Source organism: Desmonostoc muscorum LEGE 12446, from assembly GCF_015207005.2.
Taxonomy (GTDB): domain Bacteria; phylum Cyanobacteriota; class Cyanobacteriia; order Cyanobacteriales; family Nostocaceae; genus Nostoc; species Nostoc muscorum.
This window is the reverse complement of the sequence record NZ_JADEXS020000001.1, coordinates 1,628,314-1,650,894: the sequence shown is the minus strand read 5'-3', so window position 1 is coordinate 1,650,894 and position 22,581 is coordinate 1,628,314. Positions and strand designations below refer to the sequence as shown.

Genomic DNA, 22,581 nt, shown 5'->3' with positions numbered 1-22,581 from the left:
TAATATGTACACACACTACTAGATTTACTAATATAGCATCCAAATTGCCAATGTTAGAATTTCCTAAAAAAATTATGTCATTGGGGATTGGGGAGTGGGGACTGGGGACTGGGGACTGGGGAGTAGGGATGAGGGGGATGAGGGGAATGAGGGAGTGAGGGAATGAGGGAGTGAGGGAATGAGGAATAAGAATTAATAACCAGTCCCCAGTCCCCAGTCCCCAATCCCCAATCCCCCAGTCTGCAATTCAGTGTGCCGCCAATTAAGGAAATACGTTAAAATAAACTGCATGAATAAAATATTCACCCTAACTCACGACTTGACCGAGCAGTGGGATTGCCAATGGCATCTGTCCTTAAAGCGGATAGAGGATCAAAGGTAAAAGCTGTAATACAACTAAATTTCAGGGAATTTACAGTATAGAACCGATATCTCGTGTCTGTACACATGCTAACTACTAAAAGTTAGGAAAATAAGTAAAAGTTATACTCAGACCCTAACCCCTGTAAATTAGGGGCATTGGATGTGCAAGCACACGACCTTTACCTCTGTAAAGAGCGAGGGTAAGGGCATTAAAGATAGGGGTAAATGGCATGTCCCCTCACTACCGATCGCCAATTAAGGCAGATCGGATTGAGCGACTAACTCGCCTTCTCAAGTAAACCATGTGCTGGCAACCTTGAGAGTATCAAAAAAATCCAGGTTAAGCTAGAGAAGAGAATTAGAGTCAGCTTTCACACCCCAACGGGTGAAAAGCTTTCACTAAATCTCAGGTGGCAATATTATAATTTTGGCATTGTCCTTACTCCATGCTGCGAATCATTACTCAGCAGGCAGACGTCAGAGCAGAACTACAACGGATCTGCGATCGCACCCATGACGAACAGGTGCCCAACAAAGAAGCAACGGTGCGGGAAGTTTTGCAAGCAGTCAAACGCCAAGGCGACAAAGCTGTACTGCATTACACCGCCGAATTTGACAAACAAACCCTCAAGCCAGAAGAACTCCGTGTCACAGGCTCGGAACTGGATGCAGCCTATCAACAAGTGTCAAAGGAGTTGATGGGGGCGATTCGGCTAGCTTGCCGCCAAATTGAAGCATTTCATCGTCAGCGAGTACCGAAAAGCTGGGTACACTTCGGCGACGATGAAGTTGTACTGGGCAAACGCTACACCCCCGTAGACCGAGCGGGATTGTATGTGCCTGGTGGTCGCGCCGCCTATCCCAGTACAGTCCTGATGAATGCAATTCCGGCAAAGGTAGCTGCCGTACCTCGCATAGTGATGGTAACGCCACCAGGCGCAGGGGGGGCAATTAACCCAGCAGTCTTGGTAGCTGCTCAAGAAGCAGGGATAGAAGAAATTTATCGCATTGGGGGGGCACAGGCGATCGCCGCTTTAGCCTATGGTACAGAAACCATTCCGAAAGTGAATGTGATTACTGGTCCTGGGAACATTTATGTCACCCTAGCGAAAAAACTTGTCTACGGCATCGTCGGTATTGATTCTTTGGCAGGCCCCTCCGAAGTGCTGGTGATTGCCGATGAAACTGCAAACCCAGTGCATGTAGCTGCTGACTTATTAGCCCAAGCCGAACACGATCCGATGGCGGCAGCTATTTTGCTGACAACAGATGCTGCTTTAGCCAAGAACGTGCAAGTAGCTTTGGAGAGACAGCTAGTAGATCATCCACGGCGAATAGACACAGAAAAAGCGATCGCTCATTACGGCTTGATTATCGTTGTGGAATCTTTGGCAGCAGCAGCAGAACTGTCCAACGAATTTGCTCCCGAACACCTAGAATTAGAAGTCAAAGACCCTTGGGCACTCTTACCACAAATTCGCCATGCTGGAGCAATATTTTTGGGTTATTCGACACCAGAAGCAGTAGGAGACTATTTGGCAGGCCCTAACCATACCTTGCCGACTTCTGGTGCTGCTCGGTATGCTTCGGCGTTGGGGGTTGAAACTTTCCTTAAACATTCTAGTATTATTCAATACTCGCAAACCGCACTGGAAAATGTGGCTAGTGCCATTGATGTCCTAGCAACAGCAGAGGGCTTACCTTCTCATGCTGATTCAGTGCGACGCCGAATTAAGCAAGAAGAGTGATTGGGAATGCTTAATTTTTTCTGATGCTTTTGGCAAAAGTCATTCCAGAGCATCAAACTAAAACTTTGGACAGCGATCGTAGATCGTGCAAGATTTGCTACCCTGCCTTTCATTGCCGATGGCAGTTGCGGCAAAATTTGGGCATTGGCGATCGCCAGTTCCTAAGTATAAGCTTGTCACTCAAACTAAATTTTTAGATAAAACTAGACAATGATGAATGTTTTGTCCAGTACAAAACTTGTTAAACTTGTGATAACCCAAAAACCAAGTGAAAAATAAAGGCTTGAGAAGCTGTACAAAACTTTTCAGAGTAGTCCTGCCTGTTGGATGGTAGTCGAGAAAACCAGAGATTTTAATAGGACTGAAAATAACGGATTAAAGTAGCAAAGTTTCTCAAATTCTCCAAACATACAACCTGAAATAGGATAAGTTCTATCCGATTTTAAGCCTGCGAACTGGTGAGTGACGACACTGCTAGGATCGAGCAGGAAGCAATCAGGAGAAAGTTTAACAGTGTTTTTAACTCTGTTTAGCTTTGTCCAAGTGTTGTAGAACGGTCTACTCTTTAGGAGACGAGACGGGTGCTAAATACTGTTTTGGTAGCTCTGGACGGTTCGGAAATTGCAGAACGAGTAATCCAGACTTTAGATGATTTCGCCTTTTCCAAAGACGCCAAGGTTATCCTTTGCCATGTATTTCCCACGTCAGAGTCAGAGATTGAACTACCTGCGGATCGTCCTCAGCCAGAGTCCCCAACATTTTCTTATTTTCATATTGAAAAACAGCTGCAATCATATCAGGAAAAGTTATCAGTCACAAGTGAGTTAGAACTGGTAACAGGCGATCCTGCTGAAGAGATTATTCGCCTTGCCAACATATACAAAACTGAATTGATCGTAATTGGCAGTCGTGGATTGATGGGGATGAAGCGAATAGTTCAGGGTTCTGTTAGCAGTCAAGTTGTGGAAGAGGCTAATTGTTCAGTATTAGTAGTAAAGCCGAATTAGAATCAGGTAAAGGCAAATGAGATAATGCCATGACCACAACTCCAGCAGTTAGCAAACGACTTACGTTTAAAGAGTATTTGGCTTATGATGATGGCACCGATACTCGGTACGAACTGGTCAATGGAGAACTAATTCCGGTGAGTTTGGGAAGTGGACAACACGGCGCAGTAACTGAATTTCTCAATGTTAGCTTTCGAGCAGAAATTCTCCGGTTAAAGTTGGATTGGACTTCTAAACAAATGGTTATCGGTGTTCGTTCCCCCCGTGCTGGAAGATGGGATACATCGAGAATTCCAGATGTAGTTGTGATTCCATTGTCTGTGTGGCGAGAGTTAAGAAACCGAGAGGCAGTTATTGAACTTAATGAACCACCTCCATTGTTGATAGTGGAAGTTGTGAGTGAATCAACAAAGACCGTAGATTATCGAGCTAAGCGAGTTGAGTACAACGTTCTAAATATTCCAGAATATTGGATTGTCGATCCATTAACGAGCAAAGTGACTGTCTTCACATTGATTGAAGAATTATACGAACCAGTAGAGTTTGTTGGTAGCGATCGCATTAAATCTCAAATTTTTCCAGAGTTAAAATTAACAGCAGAGCAAGTGCTATCTGCTGAAGATTAAATATACGACTAAAGCCAGTTTATTTACTAAAAAGCGTGCGATCGCAGTTTTCCCCAAAGCACAAATAAAACTGGGGACTGGGGACTGGGGACTGGGTGAGAAGAATTAATACCCAATCCCCAATCTCCAATACCCAGTCCCTAATTCCCGATCCCCAATCCCTAATTCAACGTCTTTGAGTTGCTAAAAATTGGCGCAAGCTCAACAAACTCAGAGTTTGACCCAAATTCAAGGGCAAAACTGAGAGTCCTTCCAAGCGGGACTGTATCCAACCTTCTCCCCAGTACCATTCGTGAAACCCGTCAATCCCTCCCGACAGTAGCAAGCGGAGGCAATTGGATTTTACAACGTCCACTTGATGATGAATCGGGACTGGCCCAGTCCAGGTAGTAAACTCAAATCCAGGAACCAATTCTTCTGGCATTCCTGGCGCAAAACGTTGCCCTACAAGCCATTTTGCTAGTTGTGCCGGATGCACTAGGCTGTCACGAATTACATCTGTTGATGCTTCGATTTCGATTCGTAGTTGGCTTTGTTGAAAATTACCCAGCATTTTTCCAGGATTACCTAAAAGTGAGACATCGCTATTTCTAATTTAGTCATTAGTCATTGGGCATTGGGCATTAGTCATTAGTCATTAGTTTTTCTCCCCGTCCCCGCGTCCCCCCATGCCCCATGCCCAATGCCCAATGCCCCACTAAGTTACTTTTGTACCAACACAGAACTTAGAATAGAAAGGTGGACTTGTTAAGAAATGTAAGGTTATTCATGGCGGATCAGTTAATTCGTGCAACAGCAGCCGAAGGTGGGATTCGTGCTGTAGGCGTGATTACCACACGTTTAACAGAAGAAGCACGAGGGCGGCACAAGCTTTCCTATGTGGCAACGGCAGCACTGGGACGGACTATGGCGGCGGGTTTGTTGATGGCTTCTAGCATGAAGCGGACTGGATCGAGGGTCAACGTGCGAGTTAAGGGCGATGGGCCTTTGGGTGGCATATTGGTAGATGCAGGTCTAGATGGCACGGTACGCGGGTATGTGGGGAATCCATCTGTGGAATTGCCTCCCAATGCTAAAGGTAAGCTAGACGTTGGTGGTGCGGTGGGTAACGGCTACCTCTACGTTGTCCGGGATATCGGTTATGGTTACCCTTACTCTAGTACTGTAGAACTAGTTTCTGGAGAAATTGGCGATGATGTCGCTCATTATCTGGTGAATTCGGAACAAACTCCTTCTGCTTTAGTTTTGGGTGTGTTTGTGGGAGCAGGTGGAGTCACGGCTGCTGGAGGATTACTGGTACAAGTCTTACCCAAGGCTGCAAGAGATGAAGCCTTAGTAGAAAAGCTAGGGCATGTCATCAATTAGATAAACTGGAATCAGAACTGCTGGAAAAGAATAAACACTATTGAAACCGATGACGCGCCGATACGCACTACGAGATGATCAGTGGGAGAGAATCAAAGACCTGCTACCTGGGCGAGAGGGCTATGTGGGAGCCACAGCTAAAGATAATCGATTGTTTGTTGAAGCAGTATTATATCGTTATCGAGCAGGCATTCCCTGGCGTGACTTGCCATCGAGATTCGGGGATTTTCGGGTGATTCACACCCGCTTCAGTCGATGGTCAAAAACAGGCGTGTGGGAGCTGGTGTTTCAGCACTTGGCCGATGATGCCGATAACGAATATGCCATGATTGACTCGACAATTGTCCGCGCCCACCAGCATAGTGCGGGTGCAAAGGGGGGGATGCGTCCACAGAAGCCATTGGTCGCAGCAAAGGGGGATTGAGTACTAAGATTCATGCTGTGGTAGATGCTTTGGGCAACCCACTGAGCTTTCACCTGACACCCGGACAAGCTTGTGATCTTGATGGCTCTGACCAACTGCTACCCAATATTGTGGCGGACACAGTACTGGCAGATAAAGGCTATGATGCCGATGAGCGAGTAATTGAGCGACTTCAGGCACAGGGCAAAACCGCAGTGATTCCTCCTAAACGCAACCGTACCAGACCTCGTGACTACGACCGAGATTTATACAAAGCCCGTCATCTCATTGAAAACTTTTTTGCCAAACTCAAGCAGTACCGAGCGATCGCAACGCGCTACGACAAACGCGCTGCCAACTTTCTGGGTGCAATTTATTTGGCTGCTTCTGTCATTTGGCTCAATTGATGACACGCCCTAGAATCACGGGTGGCTGCTTTAGCAGGTTTTACGCCGTTGCTGCAAGCTGGGAAAACGTTACCCGAAATATTTGGCGACTTGCTAGGAGATATGGGGCTAGCAATTTTTCCCGAAAGGCAAATGCTGCGCTTCCACTGCGGTTGTTCTTTCGATCGCGTTTTGGGGGCACTCAAAATTTTGGGAGAAGCGGAACTCCAAGATATGATTATTAAAGATGATGGTGCCGAAGCAACTTGCGATTTTTGCGGCAGCGTTTACCAGGCAAGTAGCGATCATTTAGCTCAGCTAATTGCCGATTTGCAGGCTGAATCTACGATTTCAGGATAAAGTATAAAACAGCACTAAAGTTTTAGCGTTTTAATGGTATCTGTGGGGATAGATAATCAAAAAAGTAGCTTTTTAATCATGAGAAAGTTACTATGGCAACAATGGAATTATCGACCTAAAACAGAAAGCTATTCAATTATTTTGGTGTGAGAGATGACAGAGCGGGATATTCCAGACAGTTGGTCAGGAGCCAGAGCAAGAGAGCCAGATCAAAACACAAGATTATCCCGAACAGAGCAATTCGGTGAAACTCAACCGTTTGATGTCCCAGCTACTGGTTCTACCTCCAAGTCAGTGAAGCGGCGAAAAAAAAACAATTCCGTTGGCAAAGATAGTCATTCACAAGACACTATCCAAGCGAGCAAAAGTTCTCGGAAATTGCCACGCTGGATGAGAAGTTGGATATTGTGGTCATTACTGCTAACTTTGATTCCTGGCAGTGTAGCATTCTTGGCAATGGCAATGCTGCTGAAGTTGCCAGCTGCCCCTAATTGTCCATCGATTTTCTGGCCTTTAGCTAGTGCTTCGGTGCGATTGCACTGCGCTCAATTGGCAGCTTCTAAAGATACAGTGAATGACCTGCTGCAAGCGATCGCTCTGGTGAAGGAGCTACCAGAAAATCACCCGTTACACGCAGAAATTAATCGTTTCATCGAAGAATGGTCGCGGGATATTTTGAAGTTAGCCGATCAGAGTTTCCAAACAGGAAATTTGGAAGAAGCGATCGCTACTGCCCGCAAGATACCAGAAGATGTGGCTGCTTATAAATTAGTAGACGAGCAAATTGACAAATGGCAAACAATTTGGTCGAAGGCAGATAGCATTTACAATAATGCGATCGCTGAAGTTCGGGAACGACGCTGGCAATCGGCATTCATGCTCTCTGCCAGAATGTTACGCGTGGACAACCAATACTGGGCGGGTACTAAATACGACCAATTGAATCGCCTAATTGCCACAGCCAGGGAAGATGGCGATAAGTTAGGAAAAGCGGAAAATTTAGCACAAAGCAAGGTTGTTGATAATTTACTCGAAGCGATCAAGCTAGCGGAGTCCATCGGGCAGGAAAGTTACCTTTACCAAAAAGCTCAGGAAGCGATTCCGGTGTTTGGGCGTAAAATGCTGGATTTGGCACAGGCAAAACTCAACCAGCAAAATGCCGATGAAGCACTGGATATTGCTAGACAAATTCCTGAAAGTGCGAAACTCCAAGGCGAAACAGATGACTTTATCGCCATAGCTGACGCCAAAAGAAGCGCTTGGCTGGGTAATGTCTCTGGTTTAGAAGCAGCGATCGCCCAAGCACAACAAATCGATCCTTCAAGACCAGTATATGAGGAAGCGCAGCAGTTAATTGCTCGTTGGCAATTAGAAATCGAAGATGTTGCCCATCTGGAAAAAGCGAGAATATTGGCTAGCCAAGGAACAGTCAATAATTTAACAGCAGCGATCGCCCAAGCGCAACTGATCCCTGCTAGTAACCCCAGAGGCACAGAAGCTAGGCAAGAAATGGGTCGCTGGCAAGCCCAAGTAGAGACCATCGAAGACCAACCTTACTTAGAACGCGCCGAACAGATAGCAATATTTGATGATATTAACTCGTTGCAAGCTGCGATCGCTCAAGCTAGCCAAATCCGTAGAGGTCGTGCATTATATCCAGAAGCACGTAGAAAAATTCGCACCTGGGCAGGAAAGATTCAGCGAATTGAAGACCAACCCTACCTAGATCAAGCAAGAGAGTTGGCTCTGAGTGGAAATCTCACCGCCGCCATTAGTGCAGCTCAACAAATTGCATCTTCGGGGAGGGCGCTTTCTGGCGAAGCACAAACCGCTATTGATGACTGGCAAGGGCAAATCCAGACCAGAGAAAACTGGAGAAAAGCCCAGGAAACCGCAGCCGCCGGGACGCCAGAAGCCTTGACTGAGGCAATACGGTTAGCAAATCGGGTTTCCAATAATAGCATCTTACGCATGGATGCCAATCTCGCCATTGACCAATGGAGTCAGCAATTATTAGATATAGCACGTTCTCAAGGTCAGTCTGATATTGGCAGAGGAATTCAGATTGCCAAGTCCATTCCACGCGGTAGTTCTGCTTACAATGCAGCACAAGACCAGATTAGGACTTGGCAGGAATTTCTCAATCCTCAACCAGAACCTTCGCCTCCGGCAGAGTCTCCAGAACCGTCGCCATCAACGACTATTATTGGTCAGTGATTCTATGTATTTTTGATGGGTGTATAAAGCAATAGGTTTGTGTTCAGAAAAATTTTAGGGTGTGTTATTGCTGAGGGTAGGGCATCATCCCAGATTTTTGGTGCGTTAGGACTAACGTCCATAACGCACCCTACCACATTAAACCTTAGAACGCCAAATGCTCAATCACCGATCGCTTCTCCCCATTCTTTAATGACAGCAAATAGTGATGAATAATCATCTTCAGCAAATGACATTTTCACGGCTGTTTGCAAGATTTGTCGCACTCCTTTAATACTACTGAGATCTAAACTCACAGATTTTGCTTCTGAGATAAACAATTCTGTATCTTTGAGCAAGTGTTTTGTGGGAAAATTGGGATTGGCATAATTGCCATCCAACATCCGTTGTAGTTTTTTGTCAAAGGTCGGCGCATAAAGTGAACTGTCGCGCAAGATTTGCATAAACACATCCACATCCACACCTTGACGCTGAACAAAAGCGAGACTCAAAGCAAAGCTAGTTGTTAGGGAAGCTATTAGTTGATTGAGTGCCAATTTCAGCCCCGCCGCTGCTCCCACAGGGCCGACAAGTAAAGGTTCTGTCCCAAAATTTTGGAGTAACTTCAAGTGGCGTTGATATTGTTCTGGCTGGGCACCTACCATAACAATCAATTTGCCAGCTTTTGCTTCGGGGATGCTTCCTAACACGGGTGCTTCTAAATACTCACCACCACCTGCAACAACTGCATCTCTAATTTCCTGGCTTTCTGTGGGAGTAATTGTTCCCATTTGGATGATAGTGCGCCCGTTGAGAGTTTGGGAAGCTCTATCTGAAAGCAAGACATTATAAATGGCTGGGGCATTAGTAAGCATGAGGATTACGCACTCAGCAGCACTAATGGCGTGGCGGGCGTGTGTGGCAATTTCAGCCCCAGCTGCTTGTAGTGGTGCTAATTTTTCTGGGGTGCGATTATAGGCAACTAGCTGTATATCTGCGGCTAATAACCTTTGAGCCATTGGTAGTCCCATCAGTCCAGTTCCCAGAAATGCCACCTTCATTTTTTATGTTCCTTTGGTACAGCGTAGGCGTAGTCCTTCGTAAAATCTGCGTATCTATTTTGACATTTTGCATCAGTCACTCGATGGCAATTTTTTTGGGCGGACACTGCCTTTATTTTAGGATGTTGGCAGTGCCTACCCAGTTATTGAGAATGGTGCAAGCAGTATTATCAGTAACTGATTACTTCACCCGCCAGCGGCAAAAGTCAGCATAATCAAAACTGAAAGCAAAATACCTGGGGTAAGTAGTGTTACTAACATTAATAGGTCATGGGCTGACATAATTATTACTTTCCAATTGTGTTTAACTTTACAGTAATCACTGTTATGCTAGTCCAAATAAAACTAATACTGCATTCTTAAATAGAGTTTTAACTTTTCAAATTTAGCTTTACTCTGGCAGAGTCAATCCTTTTAGCGGTTGAGAAATTTCTGTTTTTTCCAGATTTTTGCTCTGAATTAAGACTCCAAAACCACCCAATCCTGTGGGGTCTAAAAGCTGGTGTAGTGCGTCCCGCCGCTGTAGTAATTGCGAGAGGGGTTGCTTTTGATAGGAAATACCAGAAATCCGTTCCCCTAATCCCAATGCCATCAAAAATAGTCCTTGCTGGATAAAACCAACGTTTTCTAAACCACAGCGATCGCCCCAGCATTCCAAAGCCGTAAAGTCAACATGGGCAGTGATATCTTGTCGTCCGATATTGATATAAGGGTTGTCATGGAAACGATGTTGATAATAGCACTGTAACGTTCCTTGCGATCGCCTGGGATTGTAATAACGAGTAGCAGGGTAGCCATAATCAATTGTTAACACATAGCCGCGCTGCAAGCGGTCTGCTACTATACTCAACCAGTCCAGAGCAGCTAAATTAATTTCACTGCGGTAACCATCTGGGTATGCACCTGAAGCTAAATCGATTCCCACTAAGTCGAAATACTCGGCTAATTGGGGCGTGGAAGGTTTCCCTGTCACTTCCACAAATGTTGGCAAACGACCAGTTGAAGAAAATACTTCTTCATCTCCCTCATCCCCCTCATCTCCCTCATCTCCCTCATCCCCCTGTGTTGTCACATAAATTTCTTGCAGTTCCCCGGTTTCTAGGGTGAATTGATGGACTGGGAAGGCATCGACTAACTCATTAGAAAAAAAACAGCCAGCGATCGCATTTGATGGGATATCCTCTAGATTGCACCAACGCACAGGCAAATCTTGTAAGCGTTGCTGCTGTTCTTGCCTTAAAGTTGGCGACTTTTCAATAATCACATACTCCAGGGCGGCAAAAAAATCCGGGTAGTGTAGCTGATAATACTTGAGGATATGTAATGCCAACAGTCCTTGACCTGCTCCCATTTCTACCAGAGAAAAGGTTACAGGTCGCCCTAAAATCTCCCACATTTGCAAAAATTGTTCTGCAAGTAACTCGCCAAAGTCAGAGGTAAGGTTGGGAGAGGTGAAAAAATCACCACCTTGAAAGCCAATTTTGACTGCATCGCTGGAATAGTAGCCGTGTTCAGGGTGGTATAGCGCCATTTCCATGAATTGAGCGAAACTAATTCGCTGCTGGGGACTGGTGGTGATATGATTTGCGATCGCTGTACACAGCAAAGGATTGGAATTCATAAAATTTGAGATTAAAGTATTAAGAAAATAAATGAATTATGAATGATGCAAAACAAAATTCATAATTTCCCTAACGGTCTACAAACCTCATAATATCGGCTACTGTGAAATGAACGCTGGCATTCATTGACAGACAAAACTTGGGAAGTTTGCAGTTCGATGCGATCGCCTACCAATAAGTTGCACTCACAAGGAGGAATGAAAATTTCTTTTCCCTACTCCCTACTCCCCACTCCCTACTCCCTATTTTCAAGGCAAGTCTAGTATCTATGCCTGTTAACCTGAAGAAGAAGGATCAACTTTATTTAGAACAATTTTTACAGCATTTATAATTACATCAGGTTGATCTACCCATACAAAATGACCGCTCTTACTTGCTTGAAGTTGAGTACAGTTCGTTGATAACTTAAGTAACTCTACATGCATCTGTTTCCGCAATTGATTGGCGCCTCGCAGAGGAATAAAAACAGTCAAAATAGAAGGCTTGAAAAAAGAATTTGCTTTGATATTAACTATAGGCATCTCACCAAACTTGTTAGCTGCACTAACCTCACGTCCACTAACGGTTAAATTTAACATCTCTCGGCTCATTGTAATCCAGTGTTTAGGACGACAAAAAGAACGTTTTATTGAATTAAGTAAGTGCTGAGGAAATTGGCTTAATTCAGGTTTTAGGATCTCAAATACTTTGCATATCCTCATTAATCGAATAATCCCAAGTATCGAGCCTAGAATAGACATCACAAAGCCAGATATAAAAAAGAGTTTCAAAGCTTGCAACTGAAAAGACATTTTGAGCATTCCAGTCTCATGCAGTCCGTCTGTAAGTACCATTCCAATAACCTTCTGAGGAAAACGATGGGCATACAGCCGTACATTGTAGCTACCAAAGGAATCTCCTATTAAAATGTAGGGTGGTTCAATTCCTGCTTGAGTAAGTAGCATATCTAATTCCGTGACAATTTGATTGCTGGTTCGGGGATGTGGGCTGTGATTGCTCCATCCATAACCAGCTCGGTCATAGATACATACTCGTGCTAACTTCGCCAATTCTTCAACTAGGAGATAGCCCTCAATTCCTCCTAAACTGTGGTCTAGGACAATTGTTGGACTAGCATCTCTAGCGTCTCCTGCTATGTAGAGATGTAGACGATATCCACCTACATTAAACATTTGGCCAGGGGGCGCTTTTCGATCTTCAAGCCAGCACGCGATCGCTTGATAAACTGTTGTAGCAACTAGCAGAAAAACTCTAATTAGGATCAACATACTTAAGTCTTCTTGCCAGCTAACGGCCTCGCGGCATTGTGGAACAATAGCATATTATGTCAAGTTTGATACCGTGCAGTCGAAATAACCAATATCAGAAAAAGACCAAAACATTTGTAGAGACGGCGATTTATCGCGTCTAGAAAACCCACAATTTTGTACAAGTAGCCCTTAACTAAACCCTCTTCGTGGTTACTGGCATATTTTTTCACCAAATCTACATCGGCGTGTTGACACCCGCCAAGTAAATTTGTATCTTCAAAGTATATACGTCAAATAAGAACTGTTAAGAGCGTTTTGCTGCCAAATTTTGAAGTTTAGGCGTGTGGATCTCTAACAGAACATTTGGAGATAGCTATGACAGCAGTTATTGCTAAATGGGGAAACAGTTTAGCTATTCGGATTCCCAGATCGGTAGCTGAACAAGCACACATAACCGAAGGGACAGCTATAAATTTTAGTGTGGAAGGTAACAGTATTGTAATTACACCACAAAAAAGAAAAAAATATACGCTTGATGAGTTACTTGAAGGTATGACTCCTGATAAATTTCACCCTGAATTTGATACCGGCAATACTGTGGGGAATGAAGATTGGTAGTTAATCCCTACTTTCCTGACAGAGGAGATATTGTCAAATTAGAATTTGGAAATGCACAGCAGTTTACGGCTGATTCGATTCGGGGTGCATTTGCTCTTCAAGCCTCAGGAATGTCATTTGATCATATTGCTAGGACACTAAACAATCAACTACAACAAGAAGGGCGTGAGCAAATAGGCTACCGCCCTGTTCTTGTTATATCTCCAATTAAATACAATCGAATGGCTTCTTTGGTTTTAGCTTGTCCTATAACTAGCAATCCAAAAGGGCTTAGTTTTGAAGTTCCTCTTCTTGAGGGAATGCAAACAAAAGGAGTTGTATTAGCTGACCAAATTAAAACACTAGATTGGAGAGCTAGAAAGGTAAAATTTGTTGAAAGTGTTGCACAAGATTTAATAGAAGAAGTACAGGCAAAGCTTGAAACATTAATTTTGTAAAACAATTTTATAGGACTTACGCACTGTACAAATGCATCGTAATGTGAATGAACGATGCATAGGTTGTTTCAGGCTTTTCTTAATTATCCTGTGATGCCTACGGCGGTAAACTACGTAAATAGACCATGCTGTAGGGGCACAGCATTGCTGTGCCCTTACGAAAGATGTGGTTTTTAAACTCATTCATATTTGGCATTTCTTGTCAATGCGTAAGTCCTATTTTAATAGCGATTGCCACTAACCACTCACCAAGGACACCAGTACGCCATTGATATCGCGGACACGGGCAATTGTTTGTCCCCCAGGTTGAGATTTAGGGGCATCTAATGGTTTTGCTCCTGCTCCTATGGCTCTCATGTAAGCACTACCAACATCAGGAGTAATGAATGAGATTTGGATTAATGTTGGCGGTTGTGTGGCGTCATTGGGATGAAAGCCACCGGGAAATAATTTCTCTGCTTCGCTAGTGGAGGAGAAAGCCAATGTGGTGTTTCCGGTTTCGATTTCAGCCCAGATAAACTGTCCATGATCTTGGAGGGTGCGACGAAACAGACCAAATGCTTTTTCGTAAAACTCAACGGTCTTAACTACATCGTCTACCCAGATTACCGTGTGACCAAATTTCACAGTTTTTTCTCCTTATTTTAGAAGAATCAGTGCTAGCGAGTATCTTTGCTATTTAACTGTATGCGATTTCAATGTACAGTAGCTTAACTTTCGAGAATATTATCGTCTGTTGCTAGAGTTTGCGCTGCTGTTTGCATCATTTCCATATCTAATAGTGACCAATTATGAGGCGCTTGGCACTGATGTGCTACTAATAATCCCCATAATCCTCTAGGTATTAAAATTGGTACTACGAGGTTGGCGCGGACTTGCATAGTGCGGAGAAAATCTCGGTGACAAGACTCCATTGGCTCTAATTCAATATCAGCGATCGCCTTTACGCGTCCTGCTAAGTATAAAGCAGCATACTCATCGTTAAAACAATTATCAGGGCCAGTGGAACCAAGTATTGATAATTCTTGAGAACTCAGAGATTCAAAAGTTACTTGTCCTTGCCACTGCCCGTAAAAATAATACAACACCACGCGATCGACCTGAAGCGATTCTCTGAGTTGATTTGTTGTTTGCCGGACTAACTCATCCCGCTGTATCCTTTTGACAAGGCGATCGAGCAATTTTTGCAAACCCTGTTCACGGCGATCGCGGCTATGGTTAAATTCGGAGTGAGGATGAATTTGCACGGTTCTCAAATTACGACTAGGTAAATGCTGCCGGATTTATATAGTAATTTATTACACCTTATTTAAATACATTTTTGTATTTATAGCAGCATTTCAATTTTAACGGAAGTTAATACTAGTCAACATCTTCCCTACGGAACGCTACGCGAACGGTGAATTGAAAATAAATTATTAAGAAATTCATTTTTTTAATCTGCACCAGAGAATATATTAAAATCTAAATTCAAAGTTAAGAATTTGGGAAAATTACAAATAATATGTTTGGGTTTTTTATAGTTTGAAGCAATAAATATAGCGATCGCTTGTATGCAATAGACTTTAACCTCACCTCGATTCCTTTCTCCTAAAAGGCTACGTTGTAAACACAAATCGAAATACCCCCCTTAATCCCCCCGATGTATTGGGGGGAAACAAGAAATCTAGTTCCCTCCCAATACGGTTCGGTTAAGGTTTTTTGATTAAAACAGGACTTACGCAAAAAACCTCTCTAACTCTTATTCCTCCGTGTTCTCTGTGTCCTCTGTGGTACCCTGCGGGAAGCCGCATCGCGTCTACGATTTTCCGTTACCTGTGCGTAAGTCCTGTAAAATTCTAAATTCCAAAGACGCGATAAATTGCCGTCAAGACAAAGGAATGATTATTGTAGAGACGGCGATTTATCGCGTCTGATGCCTTAACCGAACAGTATTGAGTTCTCTCCCCTTTACAAGAGGAGAAATAACAAATCTAGTTCCCTCCCCTTTACAAGCAATGAGGGGTGCGATTTTAGTAAAGCTAATCAGGGAGAAACAAAAAATCTAGTTCCCTCCCCTTTACAAGGGGAGGGTTAGGGTGGGGTAAAACCAAAGTTACGGTAAGCTGACAATGCTGCTTCTTTTAAGCGCAGATTCCATTTCCCCTCAATCTTTTCGCCCAGTAAAGGAAACTTAAGCATTTTTTTAGAGATGAAAATATCTACTTCATTCTTAAACTCCATGACAGATAGCGAATCAGGCGATAGTTTACGTATCATATCAACACTAATCTGCAAGCTGTCTTCACCAGGAAATGTTTGAAGTTCCTGCACATCATGACGCATAAACGCAGATGGAAATTCTGTTGTTATACTACCTTTAACAAAAGTAAGAACAACTATTTTAAAACTGCGATGAACACCTTCAAAAACTTCCTTACGATTCTCAAGACAAAGTAAGCCAGTAACTTTAGTTTGGCTAAACAACATCTCCCGTAATTGCTTAGTCCCCAAATCAGTGTAAATTCCACTAGGAATTACAATTCCACACTCACCGCCTAAACACAAAAGATTAAAACATTGTTCTGTAAACAGCTTATAGAGATTAATATCCGTACCTGCTTTTTTACCATTCACAATAGAAATCTGATTTTTATACTGTTCAGATGAACGATAATAAGCACTGACATAAGGATATTGACTTTGATATTCTAACCAAGTACTGGCAATTATTGGATTTTGTAATAGTTTATTCTGTTCTTTCTCAAAATCTTTAATATCCATCTTGTTCTTCGTCACCAGTTCATTATGTTGTGCAAAGAACTCTTTCGCCTGTGGTTTAAATATCTCCCAAGGTGGATTAGTAATAATCGCATCAAAACCGCCGCGTTCTAAAACATTACTATAAACTTGTATTAGCGTCTTCATCGCTGCGACAAGAAAAGCACCAGAACCACAAGCTGGGTCAAGAATTGATAAATTAGGAAGAATATCTTCCATTAATAGACGACAAACATTTGTATCGAGCTTAATGAAAAGTTCGTTGATATCCTCAAATGGCTTATACTTATCAGATAACGCATCATTTACGCGGTCTACAATTAACTTGTGAATAGTTCTGTCACAGAGATATTCTGTAATTTGTGGTCTAGTATAATAGGCTCCAAAAGCCTTTTGATTAATATATTTTACAAAAATGTAACCTAAGACATCGGGGTTAATTTCGTCGTCTTTTCCTTCCGGCGTATCATCCAGATTCCAAGAATAACGCCCAAATAAATCTAGAACTTGTGGAAACGCCTCATCAACTATAGAAATTTGATATTTCTCTTCAATATGATGCTTAAGAAATAGACCACCATTGAGATATTTAACCTTTCCTACCAATTCCTGAACAGATAAATCGCGTTCAATCTCAGGTTTAGCAAAGCTTTCAAAAAACAAAGCCTTGAGAAATTCAGCATAAAAATGATTTTCACCTGAAATGCTTTCTCAAAATGAGCTTTTACTTACTCAAAAGAAGCTTTTGCTTACTCATTTTAGTGTTTTCCGCAAGTAAAAGAAGCTTTTACTTATTCAAACCCCAGTTTGCTTACTCATTTTGGTGTTTTCCGCAAGTAAAAGAAGCTTTTGTTTACTCATTTTGGTGTTTTCCGCAAGTAAAAGAAGCTTTTACTTTCTCAAACCCCAGTTTGCTTTCTAATTTAAGTGTTTTCCGCAATACAACAAAGACGCGATAAATCGCCGTCTCTACAAAGGGCTAATGATTGTAGAGACGGCGATTCATCGCTGACGGGGCGACAAAAAAGGCTACGATGCCGATAAAATAAGCTCCATAGCCCTGAGACCCCGTTGATAATACTTGCGTGCTATGGTCAATAGATTTCGTTAGCAACTAGCACTTCAATTTCTTCATTTGGCAAGTCTTTGAGTTGCTCTAAATTGGCCGCAAGTACCGTAGGGTCTGCTTTTTCAATTTGGTATCGCACAATCACATCCGCTATCTCTGCCACATTGGGTACGATAACCCCAAACATGACTAGTCTGGATATTTCTAACTCAAAGACTTCATTGACACGAGAGAGAAACTGATTTGGCGTGATGATATTTCCTAACAAATCTAATAAGTTATCGTAAATACTCACTCGTTCTAGATCAAGCATGTCTGCACAAAGGAAAGCCAGTATCATTTCGATAGAAGTGCGAGGAGCTACATAACTTTCTTTTGTTTCAAATCCTGCCTGTTGAGCAGCAGCCAGCTGTTTACCGTTCATTAAAGAGGCGATCTTATTTTTGTTCATAAGTCCTAGCGCCAGTAAAGCGCGGTGCTGGGGTGGAAGATTTTCCGCTAGCTCCAAAAGACTGTATGTCTGGGTGCTGCTGTCATGCTTTCTGGTGGTATTTGGAGATAAAGTCTCTAAATACTGTTCAATATATTCGATTGAACAGTTATCTAAATACTCCAACGCCGCTATCCGCGATGCTTTTGACAGTTGTTCATAGTGGTCGCTATCTGAGAGCAATTTCTGGAGTGCCTGATACCAGGGTTCTATGTCCTGATCTGGTGGCACTATTGGGATTAACGGTGTATCTTTGTTGGGAGATTCTTCGTAGTATTTCTGAATTTGATTTACAGGTAGGACGTAATCAATCCCTAGTTTTGCTTCTGGGATTCCGCCTACATTACTGCCTAGTACTGGAATGCCACGAAGCATAGCTTCCGTAACCACATAACCTCTTGCCTCAGACCACAAAGATGGCACAAGCAGAACGCGGGATTGGGCAAAAATTTCGTCGATATTTTCAACCCATGACAGTATTTTGACGTTAGGCAATTGCTTTAGGGCAGCGAGGTCGGCATCTGTTGTCCCCCAACCTGGCACTGCCGCAAAAGGGATATTGGGCAGCTTCTTAGCAAGTTCTAAAAATATGGAGATGCCTTTAAGTACACTAGGATTTACTATTGTGACATATCCCTGCTCGAAGCATCCGAAGTAAGGAAACGGCCCAGAGCCATACACTGGTAAATTTACTACCTCTGATTTCATCTTGCCCCACTTCCAGATGTATTCTTTGAGATAGTGGCTGATAGTGATAATGCCTGCCGCTTGGCGGAGCATTTCTGTTAGGGTTGGGCTGGGACAGATTGAATCCGGCCCGAAGGGCAGCATGATGGTGGTTTGAACCACATAAATAACTCGATTGGGGCTGGTCTTAAGAGCAGCCATTAATAACCCTTGTAGTGAACCCTCCGTAGCAACAAGCGTCCATGTTGGCTGAAATTCCTTAATTTGATTCTTCAAGTAAGTGAACAATTGGTTATTGTCCATCAATGCATGTACTTCGACACCTTTGTGATGATATATCTCAGCTGCATCATAAGAGGCAGTGATGCTAATATTATGAGTTTCCAACTCTTTGAGTAGCTTTTCCCTACTTTGAGTCTTTGTCTTAGGATTTAACTCTTGTATATTATTGATTGCTGGAGCCACGACCTGACAAGCATGATTTCGTGCTAGTTCTTCTATTAGCAGCCGATTAGCTTTGTTCGCGCCGGTGACTGTAGGAATGTAAGATATAAGTTGAGTGAGCAAAATTTTCATGATCGAGTTTTAGTTGTAAACAACAGGTATAGATTCTTTGAAATCGTTTGAAAACAAGGATTGTGGTAATTTATTACGGGCAGCATATTACATTTAACAATTAGTTGAAAATATGCTGCGGTAAAAGTAGCCAAGACATATTTTGCCGCCACGTAAAGCTTGAAAGGCTTGCCATGAAGGAGTTACAGAAATAAAATCACTTTTTCATCAAAAAACGGAGAAAAAGCTTGTTTTGACTGTACCAATAAAAGTCTAAGTTATTTGGCACAGCATTTGGTCACATAGCCACAACGGTTTCAGGCTACAAAAATTTAGAGGGGTTCAAATGGTACGGCTAAAAGCAAACGTGGTCTACATATAGTAGTTGCTTATTTGGACTTATCTCCATATTCAGTCTGGATCACCACCTGATTGGGGTCAGGCTGCAAAAATTGCCCTATAATCTATTTTCCCTCAAATAGTTGTGTCTCTTCTTTTACTTGATATTGAACGCCTATCTCCCCTTGCACTTAGTTGTGGTTTTGACATTCATATTTCCAGGTGCAAGATGTGAGAACTTTTATTGTAAGGAGTAGCAGATAATAAAATACATTTACTTTCGTTAGCGGCAATATATTCTGTAATTGCTCGATAACGTTTGCCTCGCACAATGCTACTATTATCAATCGGTCCATCACCACCACTAAGAGTAAATGCCGCATGAACTTCATCACTCGGCAAACTTTGCATCCCAATTAGCAAACGACAGCAAGCATTTTCACTGCCAACATACTGTTCGATTAAATCATCAATTCTTCGCCAACCTCTCAGGTTAAAGTAGCCAACACAAAAATCTGCTCGATAAGAGACTTTCAGGGTTTCTCGCAAAATCGGTAGCAGTTGTAAATCAATGTTGTCAAAGATGCGGCGCATTATTTAAAACTTTATAAATATTTCGTACTTATGTTATGTCTAGCGTTTCCCAACCTACTACACCTGTAGGGGCACGGCAGTGCCGTGCCCCTACACTTGGGGATATAATGTTATACCGCATTTGAATGCGAACGGCTATATCATCGCCAGTTTTACGAATGCTAAAAAAAATAGAGCAGTTGCTGTAATACAACTGCTCTAAAAAAGTACTTGGATAAATACTTTCTACCTATCCACAGAACCCATAATCACGTCAATACTACCGAGAATGACCACGATATCTGCGACTTTCATCCCCCGTAGTAAATGCGGGAGAATCTGGAGGTTGTTGAAGTCAGCAGCGCGAATTTTCCACCGTGCAGGGAAGACATTATCATCGCCTACGAGATAAATTCCGAGTTCACCTTTGCCACTTTCTACACGGGCGTAGATTTCACCCTTGGGAATTTTGAAGGTGGGGGAAACTTTTTTACCAATGTACTGATAATCAAAGGCATCCCACTCAGATTTTTTACCTGCGGCTAAGCGCTTAGCTTCGAGATTTTCGTAAGGGCCGCCGGGAAGTCCTTTGATTGCTTGGCGAATAATCTTCACAGATTCGCGCATTTCCCGCATCCGCACCACGTAACGGGCAAAGCAATCACCGGCAGTTTCCCACTGCACGTCCCAATCGAAGTCATCGTAGCATTCGTAGTGGTCAACTTTCCGCAAATCCCATTTCACACCGGATGCGCGTAACATTGGGCCAGAAAGTCCCCAGTTAATTGCTTCTTCACGGGTGATGGTGCCGATACCTTCAACACGTCGCCGGAAGATGGGGTTATCTGTCACCAAGCGTTCGTATTCATCAATTTTGGGTATTAAGTAATCGCAGAATTCCTGACACTTATCTACCCAACCATAAGGCAAATCAGCTGCCACGCCACCGACGCGGAAGTAATTATTATTCACCATCCGGTAACCTGTGGCGGCTTCCCACAAATCATAAATCATCTCCCGTTCCCGGAATTGGTAAAAGAAGGGAGTTTGAGCGCCAACGTCCGCGAGGAAGGGACCAAACCACAGTAAGTGATTAGCGATGCGGTTCAACTCCAGCATGATGACGCGAATGTAACTAGCGCGTTTGGGGACAGCTACACCTGCTAATTTTTCCGGGGCGTTGACGGTGACGGCTTCGTTGAACATTCCCGCAGCGTAGTCCCAGCGGCTAACGTAGGGGACGTACATGACGTTGGTGCGGTTCTCAGCAATTTTTTCCATTCCTCGGTGCAGGTAGCCAATCACTGGTTCACAGTCAACGACATCTTCGCCATCCAAGGTGACAATTAGCCGCAGAACCCCGTGCATTGAGGGGTGGTGTGGCCCCATGTTTAGCACCATCGGTTCAGTGCGGGTTTCTAGTCTGGTCATAGATTTAGTGTTCTCCGTTCGTGAAAAATTTGAATTGAACCGCCTTCGCGTAGCGTCTCGTAGAGAAGATGCCAACTAGACCCATTTATTTTGTCTGTCAGGGATTGACGGGGGGATGGGGAGACGGGGGGACGGGGAGAATGAAAATTTTCCTATGTCCTGACATCAGCCCCAACCTGTCAATTTCAATTTGACAGACCATTAGAAGCAATACATTTAAAAGTATTGCCCATACAGGGGTATGTTTGAGAGGGGGGGGACAGAAGAGGGATTTTACTTGATGTTTAATTTTGTTGCACTTCTTCAACTATTATATGGAAGCTGGATATCAAGGACTTGAGGCGCAGGAATTTTTTCATGTGCCAGTGTTGGGTCAGCAGGTAATTGAAAATCTGGCGGTGCGTCCCGGCGGACATTATTTAGATGTCACGGTAGGCGGTGGTGGTCACAGTCGCTTGATTTTAGAAGCCACACCGGATGTGCAATTAACGGCCATTGACCAAGATGAGGATGCTTTAGCTGCGGCACAGAAGAATTTAGCTGAATTTAGGGATCGTCTACAATTTATACATAGCAATTTTGCTAGCTACGAATTTACTCTTAACACTTTTGATGGTATTGTCGCAGATTTAGGGGTGAGTTCTTACCATTTAGACCAGCCAGAAAGGGGTTTTAGCTTTCGCCAGACAGGGAATTTGGATATGCGAATGGATCGCGGGCGATCGCTAACTGCTGCTGATGTGATTAATAATTGGGATGAAGCCGAATTAGCAGATATTTTCTTTAAGTACGGCGAAGAGAGATTATCGCGGCGCATTGCTAGGCGCATTATCGAACGGCGTCCGTTTCATACGACTGTTGAGTTGGCTGAAGCGATCGCTGGTTGTGTTCCTCCAAAATACCGTTATGGTAGAATTCACCCTGCTACCCGTGTTTTTCAAGCTCTGCGAATTGTCGTCAACGATGAGCTAAGATCCTTAGAAACTCTTTTGGATAAGGCACCAAACGCCCTTGTCCCTGGTGGCAGAATTGCGATTATCAGTTTTCATAGTTTAGAAGACCGTTTGGTGAAACATGGTTTGAGAAATTCACCTTTATTAAAGGTATTGACAAAAAAGCCAATCATTGCTGATGAAGAGGAAATCGCTAAGAATCCGCGATCGCGTTCTGCGAAGTTGAGGGTAGCTCAAAGGAAAGAGGAGTAGGCAAATACTATTAGAGTACTTGAGTTTATC

At 43.3% G+C, this 22,581-nt stretch carries 20 protein-coding genes and 2 pseudogenes; 11 read left to right on the top strand and 11 right to left on the bottom strand.

Annotation, left to right across the window (positions count from 1 at the left end):
- Positions 1-809: 809 nt before the first annotated feature.
- Complete coding sequence (hisD, locus tag IQ276_RS07295; protein ID WP_190875500.1) at positions 810-2,111, top strand: histidinol dehydrogenase; 1,302 nt, start codon at positions 810-812, stop codon at positions 2,109-2,111.
- Between the two features lie 57 nt (positions 2,112-2,168).
- Here the strand turns inward: hisD and IQ276_RS40120 are convergent, their stop codons facing one another.
- Positions 2,169-2,291, bottom strand: coding sequence for a hypothetical protein (locus IQ276_RS40120; RefSeq protein ID WP_255264313.1), 123 nt, complete (start codon positions 2,289-2,291; stop codon positions 2,169-2,171).
- A gap of 401 nt (positions 2,292-2,692) precedes the next feature.
- Here IQ276_RS40120 and IQ276_RS07290 point away from each other — a divergent pair, with 401 nt between their 5' ends.
- Complete coding sequence (locus tag IQ276_RS07290; protein ID WP_193923657.1) at positions 2,693-3,118, top strand: universal stress protein; 426 nt, start codon at positions 2,693-2,695, stop codon at positions 3,116-3,118.
- A gap of 29 nt (positions 3,119-3,147) precedes the next feature.
- Entirely contained in the window at positions 3,148-3,744 is a 597-nt protein-coding gene (locus tag IQ276_RS07285; RefSeq protein WP_193923658.1) for a Uma2 family endonuclease, read from the top strand.
- 166 nt (positions 3,745-3,910) lie between these two features.
- Here the strand turns inward: IQ276_RS07285 and IQ276_RS07280 are convergent, their stop codons facing one another.
- Positions 3,911-4,297: a hypothetical protein gene (locus IQ276_RS07280; RefSeq protein WP_190875497.1), complete on the bottom strand. Its 387-nt coding sequence runs from the start codon at positions 4,295-4,297 to the stop codon at positions 3,911-3,913.
- Between the two features lie 215 nt (positions 4,298-4,512).
- Between IQ276_RS07280 and hslO the strand changes: the two are divergent.
- From hslO to IQ276_RS07260, 4 genes and pseudogenes are all read left to right on the top strand, one after another.
- A pseudogene (gene hslO, locus IQ276_RS07275) lies at positions 4,513-5,091 on the top strand (Hsp33 family molecular chaperone HslO); the annotation flags it as partial.
- A 67-nt stretch (positions 5,092-5,158) separates the two neighbouring features.
- A protein-coding gene (locus IQ276_RS07270; protein WP_373690472.1) for an IS5 family transposase occupies positions 5,159-5,919 on the top strand; the annotation gives its coding sequence in 2 pieces (ribosomal slippage) (positions 5,159-5,491 and positions 5,494-5,919; 759 coding nt in all).
- 9 nt (positions 5,920-5,928) lie between these two features.
- Positions 5,929-6,258: pseudogene (locus IQ276_RS07265) on the top strand (Hsp33 family molecular chaperone HslO); the annotation flags it as partial.
- A gap of 153 nt (positions 6,259-6,411) precedes the next feature.
- Positions 6,412-8,475 carry a type 2 periplasmic-binding domain-containing protein gene (locus tag IQ276_RS07260; protein ID WP_193922509.1) on the top strand — a complete coding sequence of 688 codons (2,064 nt, stop codon included), beginning with the start codon at positions 6,412-6,414 and terminating at the stop codon, positions 8,473-8,475.
- A gap of 161 nt (positions 8,476-8,636) precedes the next feature.
- Here the strand turns inward: IQ276_RS07260 and IQ276_RS07255 are convergent, their stop codons facing one another.
- A complete protein-coding gene (locus IQ276_RS07255) occupies positions 8,637-9,515 on the bottom strand; it encodes an NAD(P)-dependent oxidoreductase (RefSeq protein WP_193922515.1) in 879 nt (292 codons plus the stop codon).
- A gap of 83 nt (positions 9,516-9,598) precedes the next feature.
- On the opposite strand from IQ276_RS07255, the gene IQ276_RS40115 reads away from it, so the two are divergent.
- Positions 9,599-9,730 carry a hypothetical protein gene (locus IQ276_RS40115; protein WP_255264312.1) on the top strand — a complete coding sequence of 44 codons (132 nt, stop codon included), beginning with the start codon at positions 9,599-9,601 and terminating at the stop codon, positions 9,728-9,730.
- 176 nt (positions 9,731-9,906) lie between these two features.
- On the opposite strand, the gene IQ276_RS07250 is transcribed toward IQ276_RS40115, so the two are convergent.
- Positions 9,907-11,136 (bottom strand): class I SAM-dependent methyltransferase, encoded by a 1,230-nt coding sequence (locus IQ276_RS07250; RefSeq protein WP_235115501.1) that lies wholly within the window; start codon positions 11,134-11,136, stop codon positions 9,907-9,909.
- Positions 11,137-11,412: 276 nt separating this feature from the next.
- Positions 11,413-12,405: an alpha/beta fold hydrolase gene (locus IQ276_RS07245; protein WP_193918510.1), complete on the bottom strand. Its 993-nt coding sequence runs from the start codon at positions 12,403-12,405 to the stop codon at positions 11,413-11,415.
- Between the two features lie 357 nt (positions 12,406-12,762).
- Between IQ276_RS07245 and IQ276_RS07240 the strand changes: the two genes are divergently transcribed.
- Together IQ276_RS07240 and IQ276_RS07235 are read left to right on the top strand one after the other, a co-directional pair.
- A complete protein-coding gene (locus tag IQ276_RS07240; protein ID WP_193918512.1) occupies positions 12,763-13,005 on the top strand; it encodes an AbrB/MazE/SpoVT family DNA-binding domain-containing protein in 243 nt (80 codons plus the stop codon).
- Complete coding sequence (locus tag IQ276_RS07235; protein ID WP_193918514.1) at positions 12,999-13,442, top strand: type II toxin-antitoxin system PemK/MazF family toxin; 444 nt, start codon at positions 12,999-13,001, stop codon at positions 13,440-13,442. Before IQ276_RS07240 ends, IQ276_RS07235 begins: the two co-directional genes overlap by 7 nt.
- A 237-nt stretch (positions 13,443-13,679) precedes the next feature.
- Here the strand turns inward: IQ276_RS07235 and IQ276_RS07230 are convergent, their stop codons facing one another.
- The 6 genes from IQ276_RS07230 to IQ276_RS07205 form a co-directional block, all read right to left on the bottom strand.
- Positions 13,680-14,069, bottom strand: coding sequence for a VOC family protein (locus IQ276_RS07230; protein WP_193918516.1), 390 nt, complete (start codon positions 14,067-14,069; stop codon positions 13,680-13,682).
- A gap of 83 nt (positions 14,070-14,152) precedes the next feature.
- Positions 14,153-14,689 carry a GAF domain-containing protein gene (locus tag IQ276_RS07225; protein WP_190875487.1) on the bottom strand — a complete coding sequence of 179 codons (537 nt, stop codon included), beginning with the start codon at positions 14,687-14,689 and terminating at the stop codon, positions 14,153-14,155.
- Between the two features lie 826 nt (positions 14,690-15,515).
- Positions 15,516-16,865: an Eco57I restriction-modification methylase domain-containing protein gene (locus IQ276_RS07220; RefSeq protein WP_228043173.1), complete on the bottom strand. Its 1,350-nt coding sequence runs from the start codon at positions 16,863-16,865 to the stop codon at positions 15,516-15,518.
- A 431-nt stretch (positions 16,866-17,296) separates the two neighbouring features.
- A complete protein-coding gene (locus IQ276_RS07215) occupies positions 17,297-19,024 on the bottom strand; it encodes a glycosyltransferase family 4 protein (RefSeq protein WP_193918518.1) in 1,728 nt (575 codons plus the stop codon).
- A gap of 528 nt (positions 19,025-19,552) precedes the next feature.
- Complete coding sequence (locus tag IQ276_RS07210; protein ID WP_228043174.1) at positions 19,553-19,936, bottom strand: phospholipase D-like domain-containing protein; 384 nt, start codon at positions 19,934-19,936, stop codon at positions 19,553-19,555.
- Positions 19,937-20,161: 225 nt separating this feature from the next.
- A complete protein-coding gene (locus IQ276_RS07205) occupies positions 20,162-21,346 on the bottom strand; it encodes an NAD(P)H-quinone oxidoreductase subunit H (RefSeq protein ID WP_190875486.1) in 1,185 nt (394 codons plus the stop codon).
- 314 nt (positions 21,347-21,660) lie between these two features.
- On the opposite strand from IQ276_RS07205, the gene rsmH reads away from it, so the two are divergent.
- A complete protein-coding gene (rsmH, locus tag IQ276_RS07200; protein ID WP_193925355.1) occupies positions 21,661-22,551 on the top strand; it encodes a 16S rRNA (cytosine(1402)-N(4))-methyltransferase RsmH in 891 nt (296 codons plus the stop codon).
- The last annotated feature ends 30 nt before the right edge of the window (positions 22,552-22,581 follow it).

Excerpts from the sequence above, each read along its gene's own strand:
- hisD (WP_190875500.1), top strand. The coding sequence starts at position 810 with ATGCTGCGAATCATTACTCAGCAGGCAGACGTCAGAGCAGAACTACAA.
- IQ276_RS07285 (WP_193923658.1), top strand. The coding sequence starts at position 3,148 with ATGACCACAACTCCAGCAGTTAGCAAACGACTTACGTTTAAAGAGTAT.
- IQ276_RS07280 (WP_190875497.1), bottom strand. The coding sequence starts at position 4,297 with ATGCTGGGTAATTTTCAACAAAGCCAACTACGAATCGAAATCGAAGCA.
- IQ276_RS07260 (WP_193922509.1), top strand. The coding sequence starts at position 6,412 with ATGACAGAGCGGGATATTCCAGACAGTTGGTCAGGAGCCAGAGCAAGA.
- IQ276_RS07255 (WP_193922515.1), bottom strand. The coding sequence starts at position 9,515 with ATGAAGGTGGCATTTCTGGGAACTGGACTGATGGGACTACCAATGGCT.
- IQ276_RS40115 (WP_255264312.1), top strand. The coding sequence starts at position 9,599 with ATGGCAATTTTTTTGGGCGGACACTGCCTTTATTTTAGGATGTTGGCA.
- IQ276_RS07250 (WP_235115501.1), bottom strand. The coding sequence starts at position 11,136 with ATGAATTCCAATCCTTTGCTGTGTACAGCGATCGCAAATCATATCACC.
- IQ276_RS07245 (WP_193918510.1), bottom strand. The coding sequence starts at position 12,405 with ATGTTGATCCTAATTAGAGTTTTTCTGCTAGTTGCTACAACAGTTTAT.
- IQ276_RS07240 (WP_193918512.1), top strand. The coding sequence starts at position 12,763 with ATGACAGCAGTTATTGCTAAATGGGGAAACAGTTTAGCTATTCGGATT.
- IQ276_RS07215 (WP_193918518.1), bottom strand. The coding sequence starts at position 19,024 with ATGAAAATTTTGCTCACTCAACTTATATCTTACATTCCTACAGTCACC.
- IQ276_RS07210 (WP_228043174.1), bottom strand. The coding sequence starts at position 19,936 with ATGCGCCGCATCTTTGACAACATTGATTTACAACTGCTACCGATTTTG.
- IQ276_RS07205 (WP_190875486.1), bottom strand. The coding sequence starts at position 21,346 with ATGACCAGACTAGAAACCCGCACTGAACCGATGGTGCTAAACATGGGG.
- rsmH (WP_193925355.1), top strand. The coding sequence starts at position 21,661 with ATGGAAGCTGGATATCAAGGACTTGAGGCGCAGGAATTTTTTCATGTG.